The sequence below is a fragment of the Providencia sp. TYF-12 genome (genome assembly GCF_041344805.1).
In the GTDB taxonomy this organism is placed as follows: Bacteria; Pseudomonadota; Gammaproteobacteria; order Enterobacterales; family Enterobacteriaceae; genus Providencia; species Providencia huashanensis.
Window position 1 is genome coordinate 1448599 of sequence record NZ_CP166833.1, and the last position, 23497, is coordinate 1472095.

19 protein-coding genes are annotated in these 23497 nt (G+C 38.9%); 8 read left to right on the forward strand and 11 right to left on the reverse strand.

The window, feature by feature from the left end; translation table 11 throughout:
* Positions 1-4 precede the first annotated feature (4 nt).
* From ABE954_RS06420 to ABE954_RS06440, 5 genes are all read right to left on the reverse strand, one after another.
* Positions 5-724: an oligogalacturonate-specific porin KdgM family protein gene (locus ABE954_RS06420; protein WP_042845267.1), complete on the reverse strand. Its 720-nt coding sequence runs from the start codon at positions 722-724 to the stop codon at positions 5-7.
* 122 nt (positions 725-846) lie between these two features.
* Positions 847-2406, reverse strand: coding sequence for a sulfatase-like hydrolase/transferase (locus ABE954_RS06425; RefSeq protein ID WP_166685687.1), 1560 nt, complete (start codon positions 2404-2406; stop codon positions 847-849).
* Positions 2407-2978: 572 nt separating this feature from the next.
* Positions 2979-5942 (reverse strand): TonB-dependent receptor plug domain-containing protein, encoded by a 2964-nt coding sequence (locus ABE954_RS06430; protein WP_281110440.1) that lies wholly within the window; start codon positions 5940-5942, stop codon positions 2979-2981.
* Between the two features lie 25 nt (positions 5943-5967).
* On the reverse strand, positions 5968-7422 hold the full coding sequence (locus ABE954_RS06435; protein WP_048608007.1) for a porin family protein: 1455 nt from the start codon (positions 7420-7422) through the stop codon (positions 5968-5970).
* Between the two features lie 75 nt (positions 7423-7497).
* A complete protein-coding gene (locus tag ABE954_RS06440) occupies positions 7498-8253 on the reverse strand; it encodes a Slam-dependent surface lipoprotein (RefSeq protein ID WP_042845264.1) in 756 nt (251 codons plus the stop codon).
* A gap of 445 nt (positions 8254-8698) precedes the next feature.
* Between ABE954_RS06440 and ABE954_RS06445 the strand changes: the two genes are divergently transcribed.
* Positions 8699-9322, forward strand: coding sequence for an SDR family oxidoreductase (locus ABE954_RS06445; RefSeq protein WP_187550066.1), 624 nt, complete (start codon positions 8699-8701; stop codon positions 9320-9322).
* Between the two features lie 17 nt (positions 9323-9339).
* Positions 9340-9531 (forward strand): hypothetical protein, encoded by a 192-nt coding sequence (locus tag ABE954_RS06450; protein ID WP_225832987.1) that lies wholly within the window; start codon positions 9340-9342, stop codon positions 9529-9531.
* 312 nt (positions 9532-9843) lie between these two features.
* Here ABE954_RS06450 and cfa read toward each other — a convergent pair whose 3' ends face one another.
* From cfa to ABE954_RS06470, 4 genes are all read right to left on the reverse strand, one after another.
* A complete protein-coding gene (gene cfa, locus ABE954_RS06455; protein ID WP_272663722.1) occupies positions 9844-11007 on the reverse strand; it encodes a cyclopropane fatty acyl phospholipid synthase in 1164 nt (387 codons plus the stop codon).
* A 443-nt stretch (positions 11008-11450) separates the two neighbouring features.
* Positions 11451-12746, reverse strand: a complete 1296-nt coding sequence (locus ABE954_RS06460; RefSeq protein WP_042845259.1) for a cytosine deaminase — start codon at positions 12744-12746, stop codon at positions 11451-11453.
* Entirely contained in the window at positions 12739-13986 is a 1248-nt protein-coding gene (gene codB, locus ABE954_RS06465) for a cytosine permease (protein WP_042845257.1), read from the reverse strand. Before codB ends, ABE954_RS06460 begins: the two co-directional genes overlap by 8 nt.
* Before the next feature lie 157 nt (positions 13987-14143).
* Positions 14144-15031, reverse strand: coding sequence for a LysR family transcriptional regulator (locus ABE954_RS06470; RefSeq protein ID WP_042845255.1), 888 nt, complete (start codon positions 15029-15031; stop codon positions 14144-14146).
* A 100-nt stretch (positions 15032-15131) separates the two neighbouring features.
* Between ABE954_RS06470 and ABE954_RS06475 the strand changes: the two genes are divergently transcribed.
* Positions 15132-15575, forward strand: a complete 444-nt coding sequence (locus ABE954_RS06475) for a PACE efflux transporter (RefSeq protein ID WP_210814154.1) — start codon at positions 15132-15134, stop codon at positions 15573-15575.
* Between the two features lie 58 nt (positions 15576-15633).
* Here the strand turns inward: ABE954_RS06475 and dbpA are convergent, their stop codons facing one another.
* Complete coding sequence (gene dbpA, locus ABE954_RS06480) at positions 15634-17007, reverse strand: ATP-dependent RNA helicase DbpA (RefSeq protein ID WP_166685692.1); 1374 nt, start codon at positions 17005-17007, stop codon at positions 15634-15636.
* Positions 17008-17558: 551 nt separating this feature from the next.
* Here dbpA and ABE954_RS06485 point away from each other — a divergent pair.
* From ABE954_RS06485 to ABE954_RS06505, 5 genes are all read left to right on the forward strand, one after another.
* Complete coding sequence (locus ABE954_RS06485) at positions 17559-18704, forward strand: PLP-dependent aspartate aminotransferase family protein (protein ID WP_042845250.1); 1146 nt, start codon at positions 17559-17561, stop codon at positions 18702-18704.
* 40 nt (positions 18705-18744) lie between these two features.
* Positions 18745-20169 carry a Na+/H+ antiporter NhaC family protein gene (locus ABE954_RS06490; protein WP_042845248.1) on the forward strand — a complete coding sequence of 475 codons (1425 nt, stop codon included), beginning with the start codon at positions 18745-18747 and terminating at the stop codon, positions 20167-20169.
* 15 nt (positions 20170-20184) lie between these two features.
* Complete coding sequence (locus tag ABE954_RS06495; RefSeq protein ID WP_129466242.1) at positions 20185-21180, forward strand: D-cysteine desulfhydrase; 996 nt, start codon at positions 20185-20187, stop codon at positions 21178-21180.
* A 64-nt stretch (positions 21181-21244) separates the two neighbouring features.
* Complete coding sequence (locus tag ABE954_RS06500) at positions 21245-22351, forward strand: PLP-dependent aspartate aminotransferase family protein (RefSeq protein WP_371025804.1); 1107 nt, start codon at positions 21245-21247, stop codon at positions 22349-22351.
* Between the two features lie 55 nt (positions 22352-22406).
* Positions 22407-22751, forward strand: coding sequence for a DUF3088 family protein (locus ABE954_RS06505; RefSeq protein WP_052219313.1), 345 nt, complete (start codon positions 22407-22409; stop codon positions 22749-22751).
* An 83-nt stretch (positions 22752-22834) separates the two neighbouring features.
* Here the strand turns inward: ABE954_RS06505 and dmsD are convergent, their stop codons facing one another.
* Complete coding sequence (gene dmsD / locus ABE954_RS06510; protein WP_042845240.1) at positions 22835-23452, reverse strand: Tat proofreading chaperone DmsD; 618 nt, start codon at positions 23450-23452, stop codon at positions 22835-22837.
* Between the last annotated feature and the right edge of the window lie 45 nt (positions 23453-23497).

A 23497-nucleotide genomic window follows, 5' to 3' on the forward strand; every position in this document is an offset into this window, starting at 1 on the left:
TTAATTACCAAGTATATTGAATACCAACGCGGAAACGGGTTTGACGGTCGCTTGAGAAACGATTTTCTTTCACGTTACCTACTTCAACAAATGGTCGCCATAATGCGCCATCATCAGCTTTAATATCATAACGTAGGCGCACGTTATGTTGATAATCAAATTTCTTATTGTTATACATAGGTTGTGCGTTATCAGCCATTTCCCACATTAAGTCTAATTGATATTGTAAGTCTAAATTATTCCATTTATAACCAATCCAGCTATCAAATTCTTGAACTTTAGAGTGGTAGTTGCTGCCGTTTTCACCAACTTGCCCATAATCCCAAACCTTCCATTTATAACGACCTTGTAAGCGAATACCGTTATCAAACGTATAGTTTAAGCGGACGTAAGGAACATAAACTAGACCGAGCTTATCAAAATCAAGAGATGCACCAACAAGGCCAACGAGGTTTGGATTGAGTTTTTTATAATAAAATGCAGAAAACTCAGAACCATCAATTTTCATTGCATCATATGCGCCATCTTTATTTCCATAGCGAGCATCTAACTCAAAGCCAATATTTTTCCCAGTATCCAAAAAGGCTTTAATACGGTCGCCACTTTTCCCAGAAGCATCTAAATATTGATGACGGTATTCAATTGTCGTTTTATAGTTATTAGCGAGTGCATATTGTGAAGAAACTGCAAATAATACGGCACTAGTGATAAATAGTTTTTTCATTATCTTTATTCCAAGCTGTATGCTTTAAGCATGATGGTAGTAGTTCCCTGTTTTATTAGAGAATTTATTGTTTTATTTTTTATGAAATTGCCACCTAAGGAGAGGTGGCAAATTAATATTAATTATTTAGTTTCACATTCTGTGACTTTTTTGTTTAATTTATTTGTTGTTGCTGTAATAAATTCACTTGGTCTCCAAGAATCACCTGTCTTTTCTAACCAAGGAACTAGCTCTTCTTTAATTAATTTATCGATAAGCGGTTTATTCTCATCAGCGACATTTTTCATTTGATAAGGGTCATTTACGTTATCGTAAAGAGTATATTTCAGAGGCTGGCCATCTTGGCGATCAATAACTAATGTATGGGTTTTAGTTCTTACCCCCCGTTTACCAAATGAAGGTTCGCCATAAGGAATAAACAGGTATAGCTGTGAATTAGCGGTATCGCCTTCACCTGTTGCTATACGCTCCGCTAAATTACTCCCTTCAACTGAGCCGGGGATCCAGTGTTCTAACCCTAGTAGCCCTAATATTGTTGGGTATATATCTGGCGCAGACATCAATGCATCATCTTGTCCTACTTTGATTTTTCCGGGTAAACGGAACATCATTGGTACGCGCATAGACTCTTCATAAGGGTTGTTCTTAGTTGCCTGCCCATTAGCCCCAAGACAACTACCATGGTCAGAGAAAAAGACGACTAACGTATTGTCTGCAAGACCTTGTTTTTCTAGTTCGTCAACGATGCGACCAAATTGGTCGTCAACGCCGTTTACCATCGCTAAATACTCTTTAAAGTATTGGGGGCCATAGCCTTCTTGATATTCAGTATCCCATTTTACATTTGGTCTGGTATTAAGTTCTTGTGAGGTTTTTCCTTTGTAAACGTCTAAATATTTTTGTGGCACTTGGTCATAAGGGGAGTGAGGAGGGTTCATGGAAACCACTAAAGCAAATGGCTTCGATGTATCTCGGTATTTACCCTCTTCATTGCGTAGAAATTTGATAGCCATATCAGCTTCATGTTCAGGCCCCCACTGGTCGACATAAATTGGCTTCTCACGTGGTGTATCATTCCCCCAATACATAGGCTTCATATGTAGGTCATAAGTGCCATAGGAGTACCAAAAATCAAAGCCATGGCGGCGATCAGGTGCTGCCCATTCATTCCAATAACGGCCTTCCATCGGGTTATTATAACTTTCAATAAAAGGGGCATAAGGTGCATCCAAATGCCATTTTCCAATATAGCCTGTACTATAATCGAGTGATTTCAATACATCGGACCAACATTTCGAATAAGGAGATAAATCAATACCGACCTTACCGCCATAGTCATGAGCATTACCTGTTATGCCGTTACGAACAGGATATTGACCCGTCATAAACATGCCGCGAAATGGTGAACATAATGGGTAGTTAGACGCCATTTGTGTCATTACTTTAGCTTGTTTGGCAAACTTATTTAGGTTAGGTGTAATCGAAGGATCTTCTCCCATAAATTGCAATGCATGTGCACGCATTTCATCTGGGAAAATGATCAATAAATTTGGAGCATTATCAGGACGGGCTGGCATGCCATTAGAAGGTTTCCCTGAGTTGGCTAAAATGGGACTAGAAACCGACATTGCTGCACCGCTGGCTGCTAATCCTTTGATAAAGCTTCTGCGCGAAACAGTCATTGCTTCTTCCTCTTTGTTTACGTTTTCTTTCGTTTTGTGTTTTTATATATTATTTATACTTTTGCATAATATCAAAAAGTAAGTGATCGAAAATGTCGAAATTGAAGTCATGATCACAAAAAATGACCAATCGAAAGCTACTGTGATTTGTTTCGAAAGAAAAACAAAATAGTGTAAGTGTGGTGATTTATATTTATCTATATGATTTAGAACTATTAATTGATATTTTGTGATAAGGGTTGCAAATTTTACATTTTTACTTTCATTTGGCATAAGGTGAGCTTTTTGTTTTTCATTTGCTTTCATTGGTTCTGGTGAGGGGAGTATGAAGTGTGTTTATTCAAGGTTATAGAGACTAAATAACGCCTAGGTGATCGAGAATAATAAGTAAAGATGGCTTTGGCTTACTGTCGAATCATGATGCGTTTTAGAATAAGAGAAATAATAGAGCGGTAAGGTATATCAGGTCTTTGATAAAAAGATTGATACTTGAGTTAAGGCGTTTAAATAAGTTAAGGATATCCGTTACATATTAATACGGGTATCCTTTTATGATAAATAACTAACCAATATTAAAATTGTGCATTTAATCCTAAGCGTAATGTGCGCCCAGGCGCTGGCATCATACTACGAGTCAATGGGTCGATATAATAACGGTCAGTTAAATTGGTAACTAAAAACTCAACATTGATATTTTTATCTATTTGGTAGCGAGCGTAGGCATCGGCGGTTAATGTTGGAGTCCAGTGCATAGGGCTATTATTCGCCATTGAATAACTACCGGGGTAACGCTGCATCATTTTCTTTTCATCTTTATTTTGCACGCTGCTGGTGTAACGTAAACGAGTTCCTACTTCAAGGCTTTCATCCATAAAACGCATCCCAAGGTTCGAGTTAATCGCATATTTGGGCTGTAACTGCGTTCTCAAGAAGCCGCCGGGAAATCCAGCTGTTGTACATTGGGAAATATTATATTGATTACCAATGTCTACTTTTGCAGGCTCGGAGTCATCGCAAACTTCATTTTTCAAGCGGTAATCAATACCTATATCCATAAATACCCCGCCATTATCATAACGAGCGAGGGCTTCAATCCCTGCGGTTTTATGTTCTTTTACTTGAATAAAGTTAAGGCGACCATCACGGTCAAACGCATTTTCGATTACAGTGTGGTAGTAACCTATTTTTATATCTGCATGGCGTTCAGCGCCTAATAAGCTTTGAAGGTTACGAGAATAGCCAAATTCCATGGTTTTAGCTCGTTCTGGTTTAAAAACCATTTTTTCTTTGCGGGCTTCACTTGAGCCTGCAAAGCCGATACTGTTTTCAAAAATACTTGGTAAACGTATTGTTTCGATATAGCGTGCATAAACTCGGTCATTATCCGATAACCAGATATTTGCACCAAAAGCAGGGGCCCAGCCATGACTTTTTTGTTTGCCGGGAAACTGCCATTTTTCTTCCTCTGTGAGTTTTCGCTTAAGTTCGCTTGCTGGATGTTCATACGCTTTATTATAAACAAACACTTCCTTACCTGTGACGGGGTCAATTGCGCGTGCTTGTGGGTCGATAGTGCCATTGTGGAAAGGGTTCGTTTTTGTTGTGTAACGGCCATCTTTATCCGATTTCCAGTCAGTACGGAAACTGACGTCTAAAACGCCATTTTCGTTTGGTCGCTGAGGGTCTTTTCTCTCGGTGATATAAACATGGTAATCTACATCATCAAGCCCTAATACCTCAGTTAAAATTTGTTTATTACGATAAGAACCGCCAAAGGGTTGATAACCTTTAGCGACGGCTTTGTCATATTCTTCTTGTGTCAAAATTCGGTTGTAGTTGATCCTTCTAGCAAGGCGTTCATCAGGGTTTTGAAAACCATTGGTGCGTTTTCTCATTTGCTCTTTTAAGTAATCATCTTCTGTCCAACCATCAATATATTTTGCGCCTGCATCAAGCTCTAACCATGTTGTTGGCCTATAGTTAAAGTTAAAAGCAATGGTTGTCTCTTGCCGATGCCCTTTTCGGGGGAGAGCAATAAAGGGGCTAGCTGATTGGGAGGGGGGCACATCATTAGAGTCTAATTTTTCTTTAAGCATTGACCCGCGTAGCGTTAAGTCCAGATCTGGTGTAAGTGCCATTGTATTTCGCAAGTTGAAACCGATGCGGTCATTTTCAGAGTTTGTTGCGGCAGTATTAATTAAAGAACCGTCAATATTAGGGTCTTTACCGTTTCCATAGCCGTATTCAAACCCCCAATCACGTTCTTTAGGTTCACGAGGGTAACCCCCTGAGGTATTTGTATCACCAACAGAGTGTGTCATCCAGATATTGGCATTTAGATCAATCAATGGATTGTCATCAGGTTTCCATGCATATTCTGCATTATAGGCATTTACCGTAAAGTGGGCTAATGGCCATTGAGGAAGCACTTGTTTCCCTTCAATTTCTTTAAAGCCGATACGCGAAGGCATAATTTCACCATAGGTACTTTCGCTGCGCCTAAAACTTAAATGTAATGTTTGGTTTTCAGTGAGATACAAATTTGTTTTAATTAAATAAGATTCTAATTCATTAGATGTATTTGTGACCTCTTTCCCGGGAGCATATATTTTGGCTGCGAAAGGGAGGTATGGGTCTGGGCCTAGCTGCTGTTGCACTGTTTGTTGTTCGTTGAGCTGAATTGCTTCTTGGTAGCGATGAGCGCCTTTTTTGCCAGCAAAATAGTTGCCTTGTCGGCGGTATGCATAGGCCGCCATAACATCAAATTTTTCTTGGCGGGTACCTACTGCTATTCTCCCACCGTTATCTTTAAAATTGAAAAATTGCGCATTACCGCGAGATTTTGGGGTGATATTAACGACGGGGTCTGAAAAAACATAGTTATTGTTTTTATAGATCTCAGGGTGATCTCGATAATCGCTACCATATCCAAAGTTTGGTACTCGTTCTCGTGTCGAATTACTACTGGTTTCTAGCTTTAAACTAAAGCCAAATTTCTCATCGGGGGCGACAACATCATCTATTCCTATAGTTCTAATTGCTATCCCACCACCAACGGATGTTTTGATATCGCTAACCAGTGAACCACTTTTTTCAATATCAATACTGCTAATGAGGTTAGGGTCTACATAATTACGGTTATTGGCGCCATTATAACCACGATAGACCGTTAAAGATTGTTCTGTGCCATCGACTGTGACGGGGACGCGCTCTTGACCTTGAATACCTCGGACATTAGGGTCTAATGCTCCACTATTACGCGCATCGCCACTGTATACACCAATTGCACTATTTAGTACGTCAGCGGTGCTGGTTCCTTTATAGCGTTCAACTAGATCTTTACCTAAATATACCTTAGAACCCTTGGCATCATATTGATCATCGTAGCCTTGTTGGTCTCGTTCCTTGATGGTTTTTGCGGAATCCTGAACAGTAATAGTGCCAATATGTTCTTTCTTTTCCGCTTGAGTCGTTGCTGGGAAAAAGAGGGTGGTAATAATTGCAGTAGTAATAGGTTTTAATTTGTATTTGTACATTTTGTTTTTCTCTATGCCATAACACTTAAAAGCGGGTTTCTAACCCAACTGAAACCTCGTGCTGATGGTAGGAATAGATCCCATCTGCCGAGCTTTTATTATTTCGAAAGCGGTAACTGGTATAAGGCGTGAAGGTTAGTAGTGTGTAATTTGGAAAATTTAATCGCGCAAAATACATAGTTTCACGATCATGACGCTTAACATTTAGCAAATAGTTGAAGGCACCAAATTGGCTTTCTCGATAAGTTGCTAATGCTAAGAAATGAATATCGGGTGTTAATACCGTATAAAAGCCAGCCCGTGCGCCAAGTTGGTCATAGTTGTCACTGCGAACTTCAGTGGTTACGCGAGTGGCATCAGCACCTAAAAATATGGAACTATTAGGTGTAATACCGTAAATCCCCGTCATATGAAGTGCTGTTCGCGAGCCATCAGCGCTGTCATAGGGTTTCTGATAATGAAGTTGTTGATAATCAGCTGAAGTTGTCAGGATCACTTGAGGGGTGAATTGATAATCTGCGTCTATTCGTCCCCCCATTCCTAAATATCGACGCTTTTCATTGACGGTTTTTAGTTCGAGTTGCGGGCCCAAAGATACGGTTGTATTTGCATTATTAAAGCGATATAAGGCAGCGAAAGATGAGGTGTTTTCACTATACTCAGCATAATGTGGATAGCGATCACCATAGGATGTTCCCTTGATTTGAAGGGAATGGTTTCCTGTTATTGGGATAATTTTACTGAGGCTAGCATCATAAGTAAGCCCTGAAGACGCGATTGGGTTGGCCATTTTCCATGTGCCGCCCGGCGTTTGCCAAACTTTATCTTTATTAGGGGCTTGATTAATATTACTGTTGTATTTATATCCAAAAGATAAACTTCCTGTCCAAGCCGTACGGTTTTCAATCGCGCCAATAAACTGTTGAATAGTTTGTTGAACCCCAGCAGGCAAAGCGAGGGTCTCATCGTTAATTAGGCTTTGGAATAACGCTAATGATTCTTTATTTTGGTTGTCTTCAAAATAGGCACGAGCCAATTCCAACTTGACTCGTAGAAATTGGGGGGATAACGCTAATATCTGTTGATAATACGCAATGGCCTGAGGGTAGTGATTTTGCGATTTTTCTATTTCGGCTTTAGCAAATAAAATCAATAACGGATCAGCGTCAGACAAAGCCTGATAGCGTTTTAATAAACGCTGTACATCCTGAAATTGCCGATGGTTAATGGCTAAATAAATTGCTTGCCCTAAATCTTGGGCATTGTTTCTCAGCGTGTAAGTTTTACCGCTAAGATTAATAGACATGTCATCAGGGAGTAACTGTTGGTCTTTGCCGGGAACAACGGCGCTTTTATCACGATAGTTTTGTTTGTCTTTCTGCCATAATAATTGTTCTCGGTCTGTATCCAGACTTGCTGAGAATGTAGGGAAAGAAAGTACTAATATAGTTGTGACGGAAAAAAGTAAAAAATATTGCATAGGTTGTTTTCGGCATTAAAGGTAGGCAGCCAACTGTCAATCATGCTTTGTTGACCACCTAAATTGATTTACACGTTACTGGGAGATATCTCCTCGGCTCCCACCAAAGGCCATATCTTTACTTTGGTCGTTAAATTTAGTCACACCCGCTATATGTTTCGCTTGGTCGCCAAAGAAGTGACCGCGAGCTTCACCGACAGCGCCATTTAGCGTTGCATCCCCTGCGAAGGTTGCGTTATTTTTAATTTTGGCATCGATATTTGTGCTACCGATATTCCCTGCTAATGATTTGCTACCAAAGTTAGCCGTCAAAGTTCCCGTCGCTAGTGCACCGCCGTTGTATTGGCTAATCCCTTTCACTGAATATTCCGCAGTTCCTGCCGTTGGCATATTGCTAGTAACATCTTTACCTGAGTAATAAGCAGTATGTGTGGTGTCATTGACTTGGCCTGTTGATGACCATTCACCAAAGTAAATTTCAGCGTTGGCAACTTGTGCAAAATTGAATACGCCCATTTTGTTGTGTGTGGCTGGATTGCCAGGAGTATTAGGCATTGAAATCACATGGGCTTCATTTCCAGCTTGTTTTGGAGCCATTTTTGTTAAACCAGAAAAAGAAATAGTTTTGCCGCCATAGACAGCTTGAACTCCTATTCCAGGGTCACCAATTGCGCCACCATGGCCTCCAGCAGTACCTTCTGTGGCACCTACTTGTACGGAAGGGCCCGATGGATCAAAAGGCTGGCTTTGATCAGAACCGACAGCGGCAAAGGTACTAAAAGACATTCCGCATGCTGCGAATGCTAGAGCAATAACATTTAACTTTTTCATCGGAATACTCCATTTTAATTAAAGATAATAATGATATTACTAGTATGGTAATTATCATTTTTCTGATATATAACGGGTGTCATTAAATCAAATAAAAATATAAATGCAAATGATAATTCTTCGCATTAACATTGATATTATTATGGGTATCAATATGATAGACTCGGTATTTGGTGTGTTAGCTATTGATATTAAAAATTTTTTTGTAAATTAATTGTTGTTTTATTTATTTTTCACTTAAAAAATTTTTAATAAAAAAGTTAGATTAGTCACATTTTAATGAATGTAAAAAATAGTATTTCACAATAAAACATTAAAATAAGTAATGTTTTATTGTGGGGGATAGGATGAAATAGACGGGCTAGGAGCAGTAGGTTGATAATTTGATTAAATCAAAGTTGCATATTAATGAGTTACAGGCATAAAGATTGATAGGGGTACAAGAATGAGTCCTTGGTTAATTTTGGGCGCTGGTGGTAAAGGCGTCGGTAATATGGTTGTTAAACTGGCAGTTACGGATAAACGTCCTGTTATCGCAATAGTGCGTAATTCTCAATCAGCCGAAATGCTAGAAGATCAAGGCATACAGGTGTTTAGGGGTGATGCTTGTGATAAGGCCGTCGTTTCGTCAGCTTGCCAAGCAGCTGGCGCCTCAGCAACGGTTATTTCTACGATGGGGGGAACACAGGATTATTTAGCTCACCGCACTGTAATTGATTGTGCCGAGCAGGCTGGTATATCTCGCATGGTTCTCGTGACATCGCTTGGATGCGGTGATTCATGGCAATATTTGTCTTTACGGGCACGTACCGCTTTTGGTCAAGCCGTGCGTGAAAAATCCCTTGCTGAATCATGGTTACAAACGAGCTCTCTCGATTATGTCATCGTTCGCCCTGGTGGTTTACTGCACGGACAAGCAACAGGAAAAGCGATATTACAACAAGTAGATGATGTTCACGGTTTAGTGATGCGGGCAGACGTAGCAGAACATGTTTATCTTCTAGCCCAACAAACTACGCTTAAAAATCAAATCTATAGCATAATTCAGCCAGAGCTGGCATTAGCTTAAACAGATAGTGGCCTTGCTTGGTCACTCAACACTGTAATAGTGATAATGATATCGTGACTATCGTGAATTATTTGTTCATTGTGTTGGACTCCACTAATTTCGAACATATTGTGCAGGCATTGGGGGAGCAAACCGAAAAACATAAGGAAACTATAATGAATATTGCACAGCGGTTACAGGATAAAGGCCGCCAAGAAGGTCTACTTTAAGGCATTGAGCGAGGGCGAGAAAAAGGACGACAAGAGGCAACAATTGTTTTGGCAAGTAAGCTACTTAAACAAGGCATTAGCCTAGAAATTATTATGGAAAGCACGGGGTTAAGCTGTCAAGTACTGGTTTCATTACAGTAGGGTTTTAGGCATTACTGGTCATTAAAGTGCAATATGATAAGGAAGAATATACAACAAAGCTTGCAACTGGTTGAACAATGGTTGAATGGGTAAAATAGGTATAAGCCAGAAAGCTCTGATGACAGAACTTTCTTTTAGCTTATTTTTGCAATCCTAATTCAATTTCAACATTTAGCGGGCAACACGCAAGCCACCTTCAACACCCTGTGGGCTCCAGAGAATTTGCCATAATTGAATATCGCGAGCTCGGAATGCACCAGCACACGCATTGAGGTAATAAGAAAACATACGCTTAAAACGAGGTGTATAATTAGCTTCAAGCTCAGGCCAAGCTGATTGAAAACGAGCATACCACGCCATCAGTGTATGGTCGTAATCCGCACCAAAATTGTGCCAATCCTCCATCACTAATTTGCCTTCACTACTTTCGCCAATATTTTGTATTGAGGGTAAACAGCCGTTTGGAAAGATATATTTATTGATCCACGCATCAACATTAACTTTATTGCGATTAGACCCAATGGTGTGAAGGAGAAATAAACCATTGGAGGCTAAATTACGTTGGACAATATCAAAATAGGTTGCGTAGTTTTTTGGCCCAACATGTTCAAACATACCCACTGAAACAATACGGTCGAATTGGTCATTAAGGTTTCGATAATCTTCTAATAAAATTTTGACATCCATATCAGCACAACGAGCCTGTGCATATTTTTGCTGTTCAGCTGAAATTGTGACACCAGTGACGGAAACGCCAAAATGTTTAGCTGCATAGGCAGCAAGACCTCCCCAACCACAGCCAATATCAAGTAACCGCATACCTGGTTTTAATTGTAATTTTTCACAAATTAAATTTAATTTTTGTTCTTGAGCTAGAGAGAGGTTTTCAGGGCTATGGTCTAAGCCTTTCCAGTAACCACAGGAATATTGCATGTAAGGGTCTAGCATCAAAGAAAATAAATCGTTACCTAGATCGTAATGCTCTTCACCAACGATACGAGCCCGTTTTAGGGTTTGTAAATTTCGCACTCGTGCTACAGCGACTTTCAACGTATCACTGAAATGATGGGGTAATTTGTTATCAAGCCCATGGCGTAAAACGCGCTGAAAAAACATATCCAACCGCTCGCAATCCCACCAGCCATCCATATAGCTTTCACCCAACCCTATTGAACCGTGTTGTAGGACACGTTTAAAGAATTGGTTATTATGAACTTGTATATCGAAAGGGCGGGAACCATTAATTTCAATGTCTGCTTCATTTAATAGCTCTGAAGCAATACGCCGCCAAGAGTCGATAGAGGCTTTCTGGTTAACTACATTTTCAGTACTCATCTGATCTCCAATTTTTGTCAAAGTGGGATTCAGAGAACTTTATTTGTGACGTATTCGCGGTACAGCAAAACAGGAATATTGACCACCACGGTATGACAGTCAGTGTATTAGCGTTATTGTTGCTATAAATAAAGCTCAAATCCAGTTTTAGATAACTCTTTAAAAAATATAAAACCTTCAGGTTTAATTTCAATAAAAATTGCACTTAATTTTTATAAATGGCACTTATAACCAAAAATAAGGGGTAACTAGACGTTTATTGCTTATCAAAAATTGTCAATATTTTATAGAAATCAACTATGTAAATAATAAGCTTAGTATATAAATATGGCAATGGTATGAAAGATGAACAGCAAATTTAAAATGGGGGGAATGAAATATAGGAAGACAGCTTAAATGGTTCACCTGTTGGCCACAGAGAACCATTTAAACGGCTAAATAACTTATTTAGTTCGATCTGAATAACCGTAATTGATAATTTCGGCTTGCTCAAGTTGGATTTGTGTTACCGCAGGTTGAGTATTGGCTATCACACGCCCATCACGGATAGAATAGCGAACAGGGACTTGTCGGCGTACCGCATCAAAACCATTTTCGGCAGGTAAAACTAGCAGGTTAGCCCGCTTCCCTTCACCAATACCATAGTCAGCTAAAGCCAATGTACGCGCACTGTATTCACTAATTAACTTCAGCCCATCATTGATTTGTTGATAACCCATTAACTGGCAAACATGTAACCCCATATGTAGCACTTGCAGCATATTTGCTGTACCGAGAGGATACCAAGGGTCAAATACATCATCGTGACCGAAGCAAACATTAATATCTGCTGCTAGCATCTCTTTAACACGTGTAATACCACGGCGCTTAGGGTAAGTATCAAATCGGCCTTGTAAGTGAATATTGACGAGTGGGTTCGCGACAAAGTTAATCCCTGACATTTTCAATAAACGGAATAAACGCGAAGTGTAAGCGCCATTATAGGAATGCATGGCAGTTGTATGACTAGCAGTCACACGAGCCCCCATCCCTTGTGCATGCGCTAATGCGGCTACGGTTTCCACAAAGCGTGATTGCTCGTCATCGATTTCGTCACAATGCACATCAATTAAGCGGTCGTATTTCTGAGCCAGTGCAAAGGTTTTATGTAACGACTCAACACCATACTCGCGGGTAAACTCAAAATGTGGAATTGCTCCTACCACATCTGCGCCTAAGCGTAATGCTTCCTCTAATAGGGCTTCGCCATTTGGATATGACAAAATCCCTTCTTGTGGAAAGGCGACAATTTGTAAGTCGACCCAAGGGGCGATTTCTTGCTTAACTTCTAACATGGCTTTCAGGGCTGTTAATGTGGGGTCAGAAACATCCACATGGGTACGAACATGTTGAATTCCATTAGCAATTTGCCATTTTAATGTTTGCCACGCTCGGCTTTTAACATCATTGTGAGTCAACATTGCTTTACGTTCAGCCCAGCGCTCAATACCTTCAAATAAGGTGCCTGATTGGTTCCAGCTAGGTTGCCCAGCAGTTTGCGTTGTATCTAAATGGATATGTGGCTCAACAAAGGGAGCAGTCACTAAGCCACCTTCAGCATCCAAGCTTTCAGGCAATATTTCCCCGGCGGGTTGTGGCACAATGGCTTGAATTTTTTTGTTTTCGATATCAATGCGCCATAGTCCATCACGTTCTGCTAAATGGGCATTATGAATATGTTTGAAAGTTTGATTAAGCACGTGTCATCTCCGAGTCTGTTGTGCGGCGGCGATTTAATAATGGGTTAAGAACAGCGTAACATAATGCGCCACCGAGCACGGCATTAACTGGGACAATCCCAGGTAAATAATTACCTGCAATGACACCAGCAGCAACGGCCAATAATGCACTAACGTTAACATCACGCATTTTATTGCTATCGAAGGTGCTATAACGGTGACGATACATTAAAAAATCTGCAATGATAATTCCCCCAATTGGAGGAATAGCGGCAGATAAGAAAGTGAGCCAACCAACAAAATTATTATATAGCCATAAAGCACATAAAGTACCTATTAAGCCGTTGATGATAGATAAGGTTTTGCTGGATAGCCCCGTAATATTTGCAAAGCCTAAGCCAGATGCGTAGAGGGCATTATCATTGGTAGTCCATATATTTAGCCCTAAAACAATAATTGCGGGTAATAAAAGTCCTTGAGCAATCATAACATCAGAAATGTCTGCCATACCCAATGAAGCGGCTCCTGCCGCGCCAAAGATAAACATTAATGAATTACCAAGGAAAAAGGCAACAATGGCGACGAGGACGGCGATTTTTGGCCTACGACCAAAGCGAACAAAATCAGCGGTTAATGTGCCTGCACTCACAAAAGACCCTACGACCATGGCTAATGCAAGGTTAAAATCAATTGGTTTTGTCGGGGTAATTGATTGTAAAGCATTCATGCCCCCCATATCAGTAACCGCAAGATAAACGGAATAGCTGCCCAGTATGGCGATAGCAGGGACAGCAACGACAGAAAGAACCGTAAGTGCAGAAATACCGAAAATAACAGTCACCGTCATTAAGACCCCTGAAATACCAATTAGCCAATTAATATCCCAACCAGTAGCTTTCCCGACAGGAATTGCAAACATAGCAACTCCAACACCAAACCAGCCGACTTGGGTGCCGCCTAATAAGAAAGAAGGAAGCCAAGAACCTTTGATACCAAAAGAATAGCGTGCAAGGAGGTGGGTTGTTAAGCCAGTTTTAGAACCGATAAAACCAAGAAATGCGGTGTAGATACCAAGAAGAAGATTACCGATGAGTACTGCGAGGAAGAAATCATGAAAATCAAGACCGGTACCAAGAGCGCCTCCGGTCCACATACTGGCGGAAAAGAAGGTTAATCCTAGCATTACAAAGGTTAATGCTAGCCCGCCTTTTCGCGCGGATATGGGCACGGGGCCATGACTATAATTTTTATCTTCGCTCACGATAGTCTCCAATTATTTTTTCAGGGCAAAAAAATCCGACGCATTTTATAGCCAGAAAAATAAAAAGCAAACGTTTTCGTTGGTGGTATTAAAATAATTAATCTATTAAAAAACAATTTAATTTAAGGAAATAAGTCAGAAGGGGTCATGAAAATTTTTATGTAAGATGTGTTTTTTTCAGTAATTCAATGCATTCTTGTGCGCCGCGTTTAAGTGCATGGCTCTTTAAGCTAACCACATGAATAGGGAGCTTCAAACCATTAGGCGTATTTTTAAACTGTAACGGCTTTAAAGTCCCTGTCGCTAGCTTATCTTTAATCAGGGACAAGGGAAAATTCCCCCAGCCCATGCCCCCTTCGACTAAGCCTAGTGCTAGGGAAAAGCTATCTGTTTTCCAATAGTTGCTGGAAACAACAATGCGCATATCACTGAGCTCGTGCTGCCGGCTACCAATAATAATTTGTCGGCTTTCGACGAGGTCTTCAATATAAAGTGAAGTTCTTTCTTGCAAAGAAGGGTGCTTTGTCGAAATAGTCGCAATAATAGACTCCTCGCCAATATAATGAAATTGTTCTTGAGAGTTAACATGTATTCCACCAAATACAATAGCGAGCTGGAGTTGTTTTTTATGTAGTAGTGGTAATAGGTCATCTTGGGGCGCGGTGACAAGTTCAATATGTAACAAGGGATATCGTTGGCTCAAAACACGTAGAGCATCAAAGAGTATATTTGAATTAATACCTGCCGCAACACCTATAGCCAGAGTGCTTTCTACCCCTTGGGTCAACTCTCTGGAAAATGTATTAAGTTGTGATAAGTTTTCAATAATATGGCGTGCATAGGGGGCTAATGAAAGGGCTTTCTCTGTCGGTTTGGGCTCACGGGAGTGACGATCAAATAGCTCAAAACCCAATTCTGCTTCAAGATTAGCTATTGCCATACTGACTGCCGAGGGGACTCGTTGTAATGATCTTGCAGCGGCAGAAAATGAGCCTTTGTCTAGAACAGTGAGGAAAATAATAAGATTGTCACTATTGAATGACATGGTAGACCTTTCAATAAAATTGATAGTAGCTGACTTTTATTATCATTGAATTATATTTATTTTACCACCTATTGATGACGATATATTTAGAGGTGGAGATATGCAGGGAATTAAACGGAAAATTGTGTTTGTTACTATCTATGAAGTTGTTGGGTGGGTGATTTCAGCGCTAGCACTGGCCTTTCTTTCAGGGAATTCAGCGGGAACAACAGGGCCATTAGCATTGGTGATAACTACGATTGCTGTTAGTTGGAATTTTATTTTTAATACAGGGTTTGAATATTGGGAGTCAAAACAAAAATCACGAATCAGAACCTTTAGGCGCCGGTTTGTGCATGCCATATTATTTCAATTAACATTGGTAATTTTTTTAATACCGTTAATTGCATGGTGGCTCTCGATTAGTCTTTTACAGGCGTTAATATTTGATTTTGCATTAATTATTTTTATCCCAATTTATACTTTCTTTTTTAATTGGGCTTTCGATAAAATTTTTGGGTTGCCTAAATCAGCTCTGCCACAAGATAATAAAGCCGTATCATAAAACAAATAGCGTGTTTCCTTCCTTTTTTATTGCGGAAGGAAACACAGATTGCCCAATATTATTTTAGTAACCTAACCTTAACCGCTTTGCCTTTAATTTTCCCTTGTTGTAATTGTTTCCATGCTTGTTGAGCAACAGAGCGTTTGACGGCAACATAGGCATGGGTAGGATGGATAACAATTTTACCAATATCATCGCTTACTAAACCGACATCACCAGTTAGTGCTCCTAAAATATCGCCTGGGCGCATTTTGGCCTTTTTGCCGCCATCAATACACAATGTTGCCATTGTTGCTTCTAATGGTGTGATATGAAGCCCCTCAGGCTCAGCGTGCCAATTGAGCTTCATATTTAGCATTTCTTCGAGCACGTTAGCGCGTTGAGCTTCTTCAGGTGCACATAAGCTAATTGCTAGGCCGCTTTCTCCTGCTCTTGCAGTTCGGCCAATGCGGTGAATATGCACTTCTGGGTCCCATGACAATTCATAGTTAATCACCATTTCTAGTGCTTTGATATCTAACCCACGGGAAGCAACATCTGTTGCGACTAAAACGCGGCTACTGCTATTGGCAAAACGTATTAGAGTTTGGTCGCGGTCACGTTGTTCCATGTCACCATGTAGTACTAAAACACTCTGTTTACTCTCTGTTAGAGCGTCAAATACGGCTTGGCAATCTTTTTTAGTATTGCAAAAAATTACGCAGGATGCAGGTTGCTCACGGCTTAATAATTTTTGCAATAGGGCTATCTTCCCATGACGTGAAACTTCATAGAACTGTTGTTCGACAGCGGGTAATTCGTCAATGCTATTAATTTCAATAGCTTGTGGTTCGTGCTGGATTTGCTGACTGATACGTGCGATTTCATCTGGCCAAGTTGCTGAAAATAATAAGGTTTGGCGATTCACTGGGGAGTAATCAATCACGGTTTCTATGTCAGGCATAAAACCCATATCTAACATTCTATCAGCTTCATCTAACACTAGAGTCTGCAAAGCATCTAACTGAACGGTTTCACGGTTTAAATGGTCAAGTAAACGGCCCGGCGTTGCGACAATGATATGTGCAGCATGGGCGAGGGAATCCCGTTGTATGCTAAATGGGACGCCACCACACAGGGTTAAAATCTTAATATTAGGAATTGCACGTGCTAGCCGACGTAGTTCGTTTGCCACTTGCTCTGCGAGTTCACGAGTAGGGCATAAGACTAATGATTGTGTTTTAAACAACTTAGCATCGATATGTTGCAATAACCCCAGACCAAACGCTGCGGTTTTGCCACTCCCCGTTTTAGCCTGTGCTCGAATATCTTTTCCGGCAAGGATTGGCGGAAGGGCGGCGGCTTGGATAGGGGTCATACTGAGATAACCTAATTCTTGTAGGTTAGAAAGTTGTTCAGTAGAAAGAGCGTTAAGGTCAGCAAATGAAGTCACTATAAAATCTCAAATAGAATAAAAGGCTAATGATGCTAATGATACTATCCTAGCGTTGCGCTGTCTGTTTTTAATTCTGAATACTTAACTAGAATAGTTAATCCAATGATCTATTTTAATTTTAAAGCAAAGAGAATAAAATTCTCTTAAACCCATGTTCAGTAGTATTGATAGAGGGGGAATAAGCAAATCCCCTAAGAAATAAGTTAAATTTATTTAAATATTGATACTGATTGATTACATGTGACACTGATATATTTAACTTCTCACATACATTTGTTGTTTATTTTTAATTGGTTATAGCTTCTTTGCTGCCTTTTTTCTATTCATTAAGTGACTAAATAATAATATTGTGACGCTGAACTCATTTATTGTAATTATAGTAATTTATTGATTTTTAATGTTATTAAACTCAGTTTAGAAAAATTTTCTCTTAATTTGCAACATGTCATCAATTTTTAGAAAAAATTTTCTATTTCTCTGTGGCATATTCCTTTTAGCAACAAATATAAATATATCGTTCTTTATTTTACTATTACTGGGTTTAGATAATGACTAAGAATATCGCTACAATTTTAATTCATGGTGGAAAGCAGCAAGATGCAGTTAATCACGCTATTTTCCCTGCAATTACAACGGCCAGTACTTTTGTTCAACAAAGCTTAACAGATCATGGAGAATATTGTTATTCACGTTGTAGTAACCCAACACGTTATGCATATGAAACCTTACTAGCTGAAATTGAAGGTGGGGTTTATGCAACAGCAACCGCCTCAGGTGTTGCCGCTTCGAGCTTAGTATTAAACTTATTACCTAAAGATTCGCATATTATTGCGATGAAAGGGGTTTATGGTGGAACGTTTAGGTTATTTGAACGCGTCTCAACATTAAATTGTGGGCACCAAATAGACTATGTTGACCTTAATAATCTGGAAGAAGTTAAAGCAAAAATAAAAGAAAACACCCGTTTAATTTGGATAGAAAGCCCAACAAACCCATTATTAGAATTAGTTGATATTAAAGCAATTTGTTCATTAGCTAAAAAGCATCATATTTTAACTTGTGTTGATAATACATTCGCTACGGCATGGAATCAAAAACCGTTGGAATTAGGTGCTGATTTAGTGATGCTATCGGCGAGTAAATATATAGGTGGCCACTCTGATTTAATTGGTGGTGCAGTGATTACTCAGAGTGATGAACTAGCGAATCGTCTAGATTTTTTGAAAACCACACTAGGCGCGATTGCTTCTCCTTTTGATGCGTATCTAGCTTTACGTGGACTTAAAACATTAGCACTTCGCATGTCAGCACAATGCTGTAACGCAGAACAAGTTGCAAAATATTTATCTACACACCCAAAAGTTGAACAAGTTTATTACCCAGGGCTGTCTTCGCATCCACAATATGAACTATGTAAAAAACAAATGCGTACTGGTGGGGCGGTCGTCACGATTAAATTAAAAGGTGATATTGAAGATACAAAGTATTTCTTATCTAAAGTGAAGTACTTTGTATTAGCTGAGTCTCTTGGTGGTGTAGAAAGTATGGTGAATCATTCTGCAACTATGTCCCATGGCTCAATGACAAAAGAAGAAAGAGAGAGTATTGGTGTTTATGATACGACATTACGTTTATCTGTAGGCATTGAAGATATTACTGACTTATTAAATGATTTAGAAAACGCATTATCTTAATTTATTAAAATCACAATAAAATATAATAAGAGAGCATCTAATGAATGATTATGGGATTTGGACTATTGTCACGCCAATGGTGACAATACTTTTAGCCATTTTTACACGACAAGTTATATTATCATTATTACTGGGAATATTAGTCGGTTTTACCGTTATACATGATCACAATATATTATTAGGTGTGAATGGGACACTTGATGGGATTATTAATACGTTTGCTTCACCAGGGAATACAAAAACAATTCTATTTATGGTAATGATTGGCGGTATTATGCGACTGGTTGTTGTTACTGGGGGCGTAAAATCACTGGTTAGATTATTAACGAATAAAACAAAATTAATTAAAAATAAAAAAGCCGTTCAATTAATGGCGATGATTATAACCTCATTAATTTTTATCGAAAGTTCGATTAATCAATTAATCGCAGGGGCTTCAACTAAAACACTGGCTAAAAAATACGGCGTATCGCCTGAGAAAATGTCATATATTGTTCAAACATCCTGTGTTTCAGTTTGTTCTTCAGCCATGATTAACGGTTGGGGGGCGGCAATGATGGGGGTGATTGGCGTACAAATATCCAAAGGTTTCATCACAGGAGAACCATTTGAAATTTTAGCAAGCTCAATGGTATTTAATATCATGGCGTGGTTTTCTTTAGCATCAGTATTGTTTTATATCTTCTCTAATACATCTTGGGGGCCAATGAAAAAAGCCGATTTACGTGCGCAAGAACAGGCTTTGACAATGTTGGCGGCAGAAGAAACAGAACAGGATGATGAAGATATTATTGACCACCCTAACTGCCATACATCCCTTAATTTCTTTATTCCTATTCTATCTACAGTATTAATGGTACCTCTTGCGCTTTATATCACTGGTAATGGCGATTTTAGCAAAGGTAGTGGCTCAACTTCGGTATATTGGGGCGTCATGTTTGGAACTTTAGTTTCTTTTGTTTGGTTCTTAGCTCGTCGTGTATTGAACATTGAGACTTTTTTTAAAGAACTGTATATCGGCTATGCCAGCATGGTCAAAATTAGCTCTGTGATGATTTTGGCATTTTTAATGGGGACCGTATCTTCAGATTTAAATACCGGGGCCTATATTGCAGAAATTACATCAGGGGTTATTTCACCTGCATTTTCAATAGGGTTTATTTTCTTAATTAGTGCGGTGATGTCTCTTGCAACGGGAACATCATGGGGAACATTTGCCATTATGATCCCGATTGGCGTTCAACTAGGGATTTCCGTCGGTATGCCTATTGAATATATGATTGGTGCAGCTATTGCGGGTTCTATTTATGGCGATATGACTTCTCCAATATCCAGTGATGCGATTGTGGCTTCAATGGCAACGGATTGCGACCATATTGAACATATTCGTACTCAAATGCCTTATGCCACCGTAACAGCTGTCTTTGCGTTAATGGTTTATCTCTATTTAGGTTTTACTTATTAGCGGGATACGTTAAAAATGAATTTTCAAGAAAAAATCTCGGCTATTACCAAAATAGATTTACTTCATGGGGTAACTCCCTTAATGAAATTACATAATATTTCAGAGTATCTAGGCCGTGATATTTATATTAAACGTGATGACATGACCCCCCTTGCTATGGGGGGAAATAAACTTCGTAAATTAGAATATCTTTTTGCAGATGCATTGAGTAAAAAAGCCAAGGTTATCGTTACCGCGGGGGCTATTCAATCTAATCATGTTCGCCAAACAGCAGCTATTGCTGCAATGTATGGCTTACAGTGTGTTGCACTATTAGAAAACCCAATACGAAGCCATAATTCACTATTTTTGAATAATGGAAATAAGCTGCTAACCGACTTATTTAATGCGGATTGTTATTTTTGTGATGAACTGACAGACCCAAATACACAACTGCAGGAACTTATTGAAAAACTAAATTTGCAAGGTAGTTATATTATTCCTGTAGGTGGTTCAAACGTATTAGGGTCAATAGGTTATGTCAATTGTGCTTTAGAAATTGTGCAGCAAAAACCAAAAGAAATCGAGTTTGCGGCTGTAATTGTGGCCTCAGGGAGTGCTGGAACACATGCGGGGTTGGCAGTTGGTTTACAAGCGTTTTTACCACATACCCCAGTCATAGGGGTTACAGTTTCTCGCACGGTAGAACAACAAAAGCCTAAAGTTGAATATTTACTTAATCAACTTGCCGTGCAATTTAATCTTTCAGCATTACCTGAAATTAAATTATGGGATCAATATTTTGCCCCTTGTTATGGAATGCCTAATGATAAAGGCCAACAAGCAGTTGAACTATTGGCGAGAAAAGAAGGGATTTTACTTGACCCTGTTTATACAGGCAAAGCAATGGCAGGGTTAATTGATAATATTTTAAAAGAAACGATTGGTGACAATCAGCCATTACTCTTTATTCATACTGGCGGTTCACCCGCTATGTTTGCTTACTCTGAAATTAATGTGGCAAATATTTAAATATACTTATTAATAATGCGATTTACTTATGAAAATTAATACCAAAGTTATACATGGTTACCCGATGACAGATAAATATACTGGAAGTTCGTCTATTCCGTTATATCAATCATCGACTTATTCTCAATCGGATATTGAAGAAAATTATTCTTATATTTATTCACGTTTTTCTAACCCTACTAGAGATGCATTAAGTGATGCTATCTGTGCGATTGAAAATGCCAAGTATGCTGAAATTTTTTCCTCCGGAATGGCAGCAATTAGTGCTATTTTGTTGAGTTTTAGCCATGGTGACCATATTGTTGCTTGCAAAAGTATTTATGGCGGGTCGTTTCAATTAATGACTGAATTTTTACCAAGATATGGTATTTCAGTGACATTTGTTGATGCAACAAACCCGCAAAATTATGCGGATGCAATTAAAAAGAATACCAAGGCTTTTTATATTGAAACTCCATCAAACCCAACATTACAGGTGACAGATTTAATCTCAGTGATCCGTATTGCAAAAGAAAAGCAACTCATCACAATTTGTGATAATACGTTTATGACACCGTTATTGTCTGATGTGATTTCATTAGGTATTGATTATTCGATTAATAGCGCTACAAAGTTTATTAATGGACATAGCGATGTGATTTTAGGAACGGCAGCAACAAACAACCCCGAATATGCTAAATTGCTACATAAATCTGCGGTAGCTATTGGTAGTATTGCTGCACCTTTTGATAGCTGGTTAACCATGCGTGGGTTGAAATCGATGGCGATGCGAGTTGAAAGATCCAGTGAAAACGCACAAAAGCTTGCTGAATATTTGCATGAACATCCTAAAGTTGAGCAAGTATTTTATCCAGCTCTACCCTCTCATCCAAATTATGATATTCATATGCGGCAATCTAAAAATGGGGGAATGGTTGTTTCTTTTGATTTAGGCAGTTATGAGAATGTGAAATTATTTTTAGATACAATTCGCATACCATTAGTTGCCGTGAGTTTAGGGGGGATAGAATCTATCGTTTCTTATCCTAGGATCATGTCTCATGCTTGCATATCTGAAGAAGAACGCCTATTACAAGGTGTTACTGAAGGGCTTTTGCGTTTCTCATTAGGTTGTGAAGATATTGAAGACATTATTGCAGATGTTGATATTGCACTTGCTCAAATAAAGTAACAATAATGCCGAATAGTTTATTTTGGTTTACTCATCAGTTCAATTAGGTAACATTATGAAATGTAAGTTATATCTTTTAAATATGGGTTTTTCAGATAAAAATTATGAAGGTGAAGTATTTTATTGCCCTGATTGCACAATGTTAGAAGGCATTCTTGCTAAGAACACTAATTTAAGGGAATTTATTGATGTGGTCTATATTGGTTTTGAAAAACCTAGACAAGAACTGATCACTGTTATCGGGGATGTGAACCAATCTTTGCCTGTGTTGGTATTGCCTGAAGGGATTAGTTCGGTACATCAAACGGGGGTTTACAATAATACTGCTTATATTTCTGACTTGGACAAAATTATCCTGTTCTTAAATGATGCCTACCATATACCTAAAAAACACCCATAGTATAATAATAGCCCTAAATATACCCTGATTTAGGGCTATTATTCACACGTATTTATTTTCTATTCAAATAGCTATTGAAACAACTAAAGGTAAATTTCTTTATTTATCGGATTTAATTGGATAGCTTGCTGTATGTATTTTAAAGTTTCATTCGCTAATAGTGCAGTTGCTTCATAAAAAGCATGGCCACTTTGTAATTGCATTTTCTCTAAATAACGATAAGCCCAGGGTAACAAATGCATTTCTAATAGGCCCCGTAATAGCTCGGGTTTATTTTCAACAACCCAAGCAGTGAGTAACAATAATAAACCAATATGATCTTCTGGTTCATTTTGATTTAATTCAATATTAATTTGGTTGTTGCGTAGCCAAGCCCTTAGTTCAAGGGTGGATATACCAAAAACACTATTTTCCTTATCAAGGTAAACAGAGCCCCAAGGTGGTACGGGAAGCGCATCAGGGCCAATAAATAAGCGCTGATAAGCTTCTTGTAATGTTTCTTGCTCATTTAAGCTATCTTGAAAGCGTTTATCAATACGTTGGCAATCATAGATATTATTGAAAGGCCACTCAGATTGCCATTCACTTGAGCTAAATAAGTGAATTAATTTATTTACACGGGCATCAGAAGGGTTATAACTAAATAATGCGCCAAGAGTTTGTGCGCAAAGTGAAAAATCCGCCAGTAGTTTTTGTTCCATATTGATCCACTTGATATATTGATTTCGCTTTTTAAGCCGATCGTA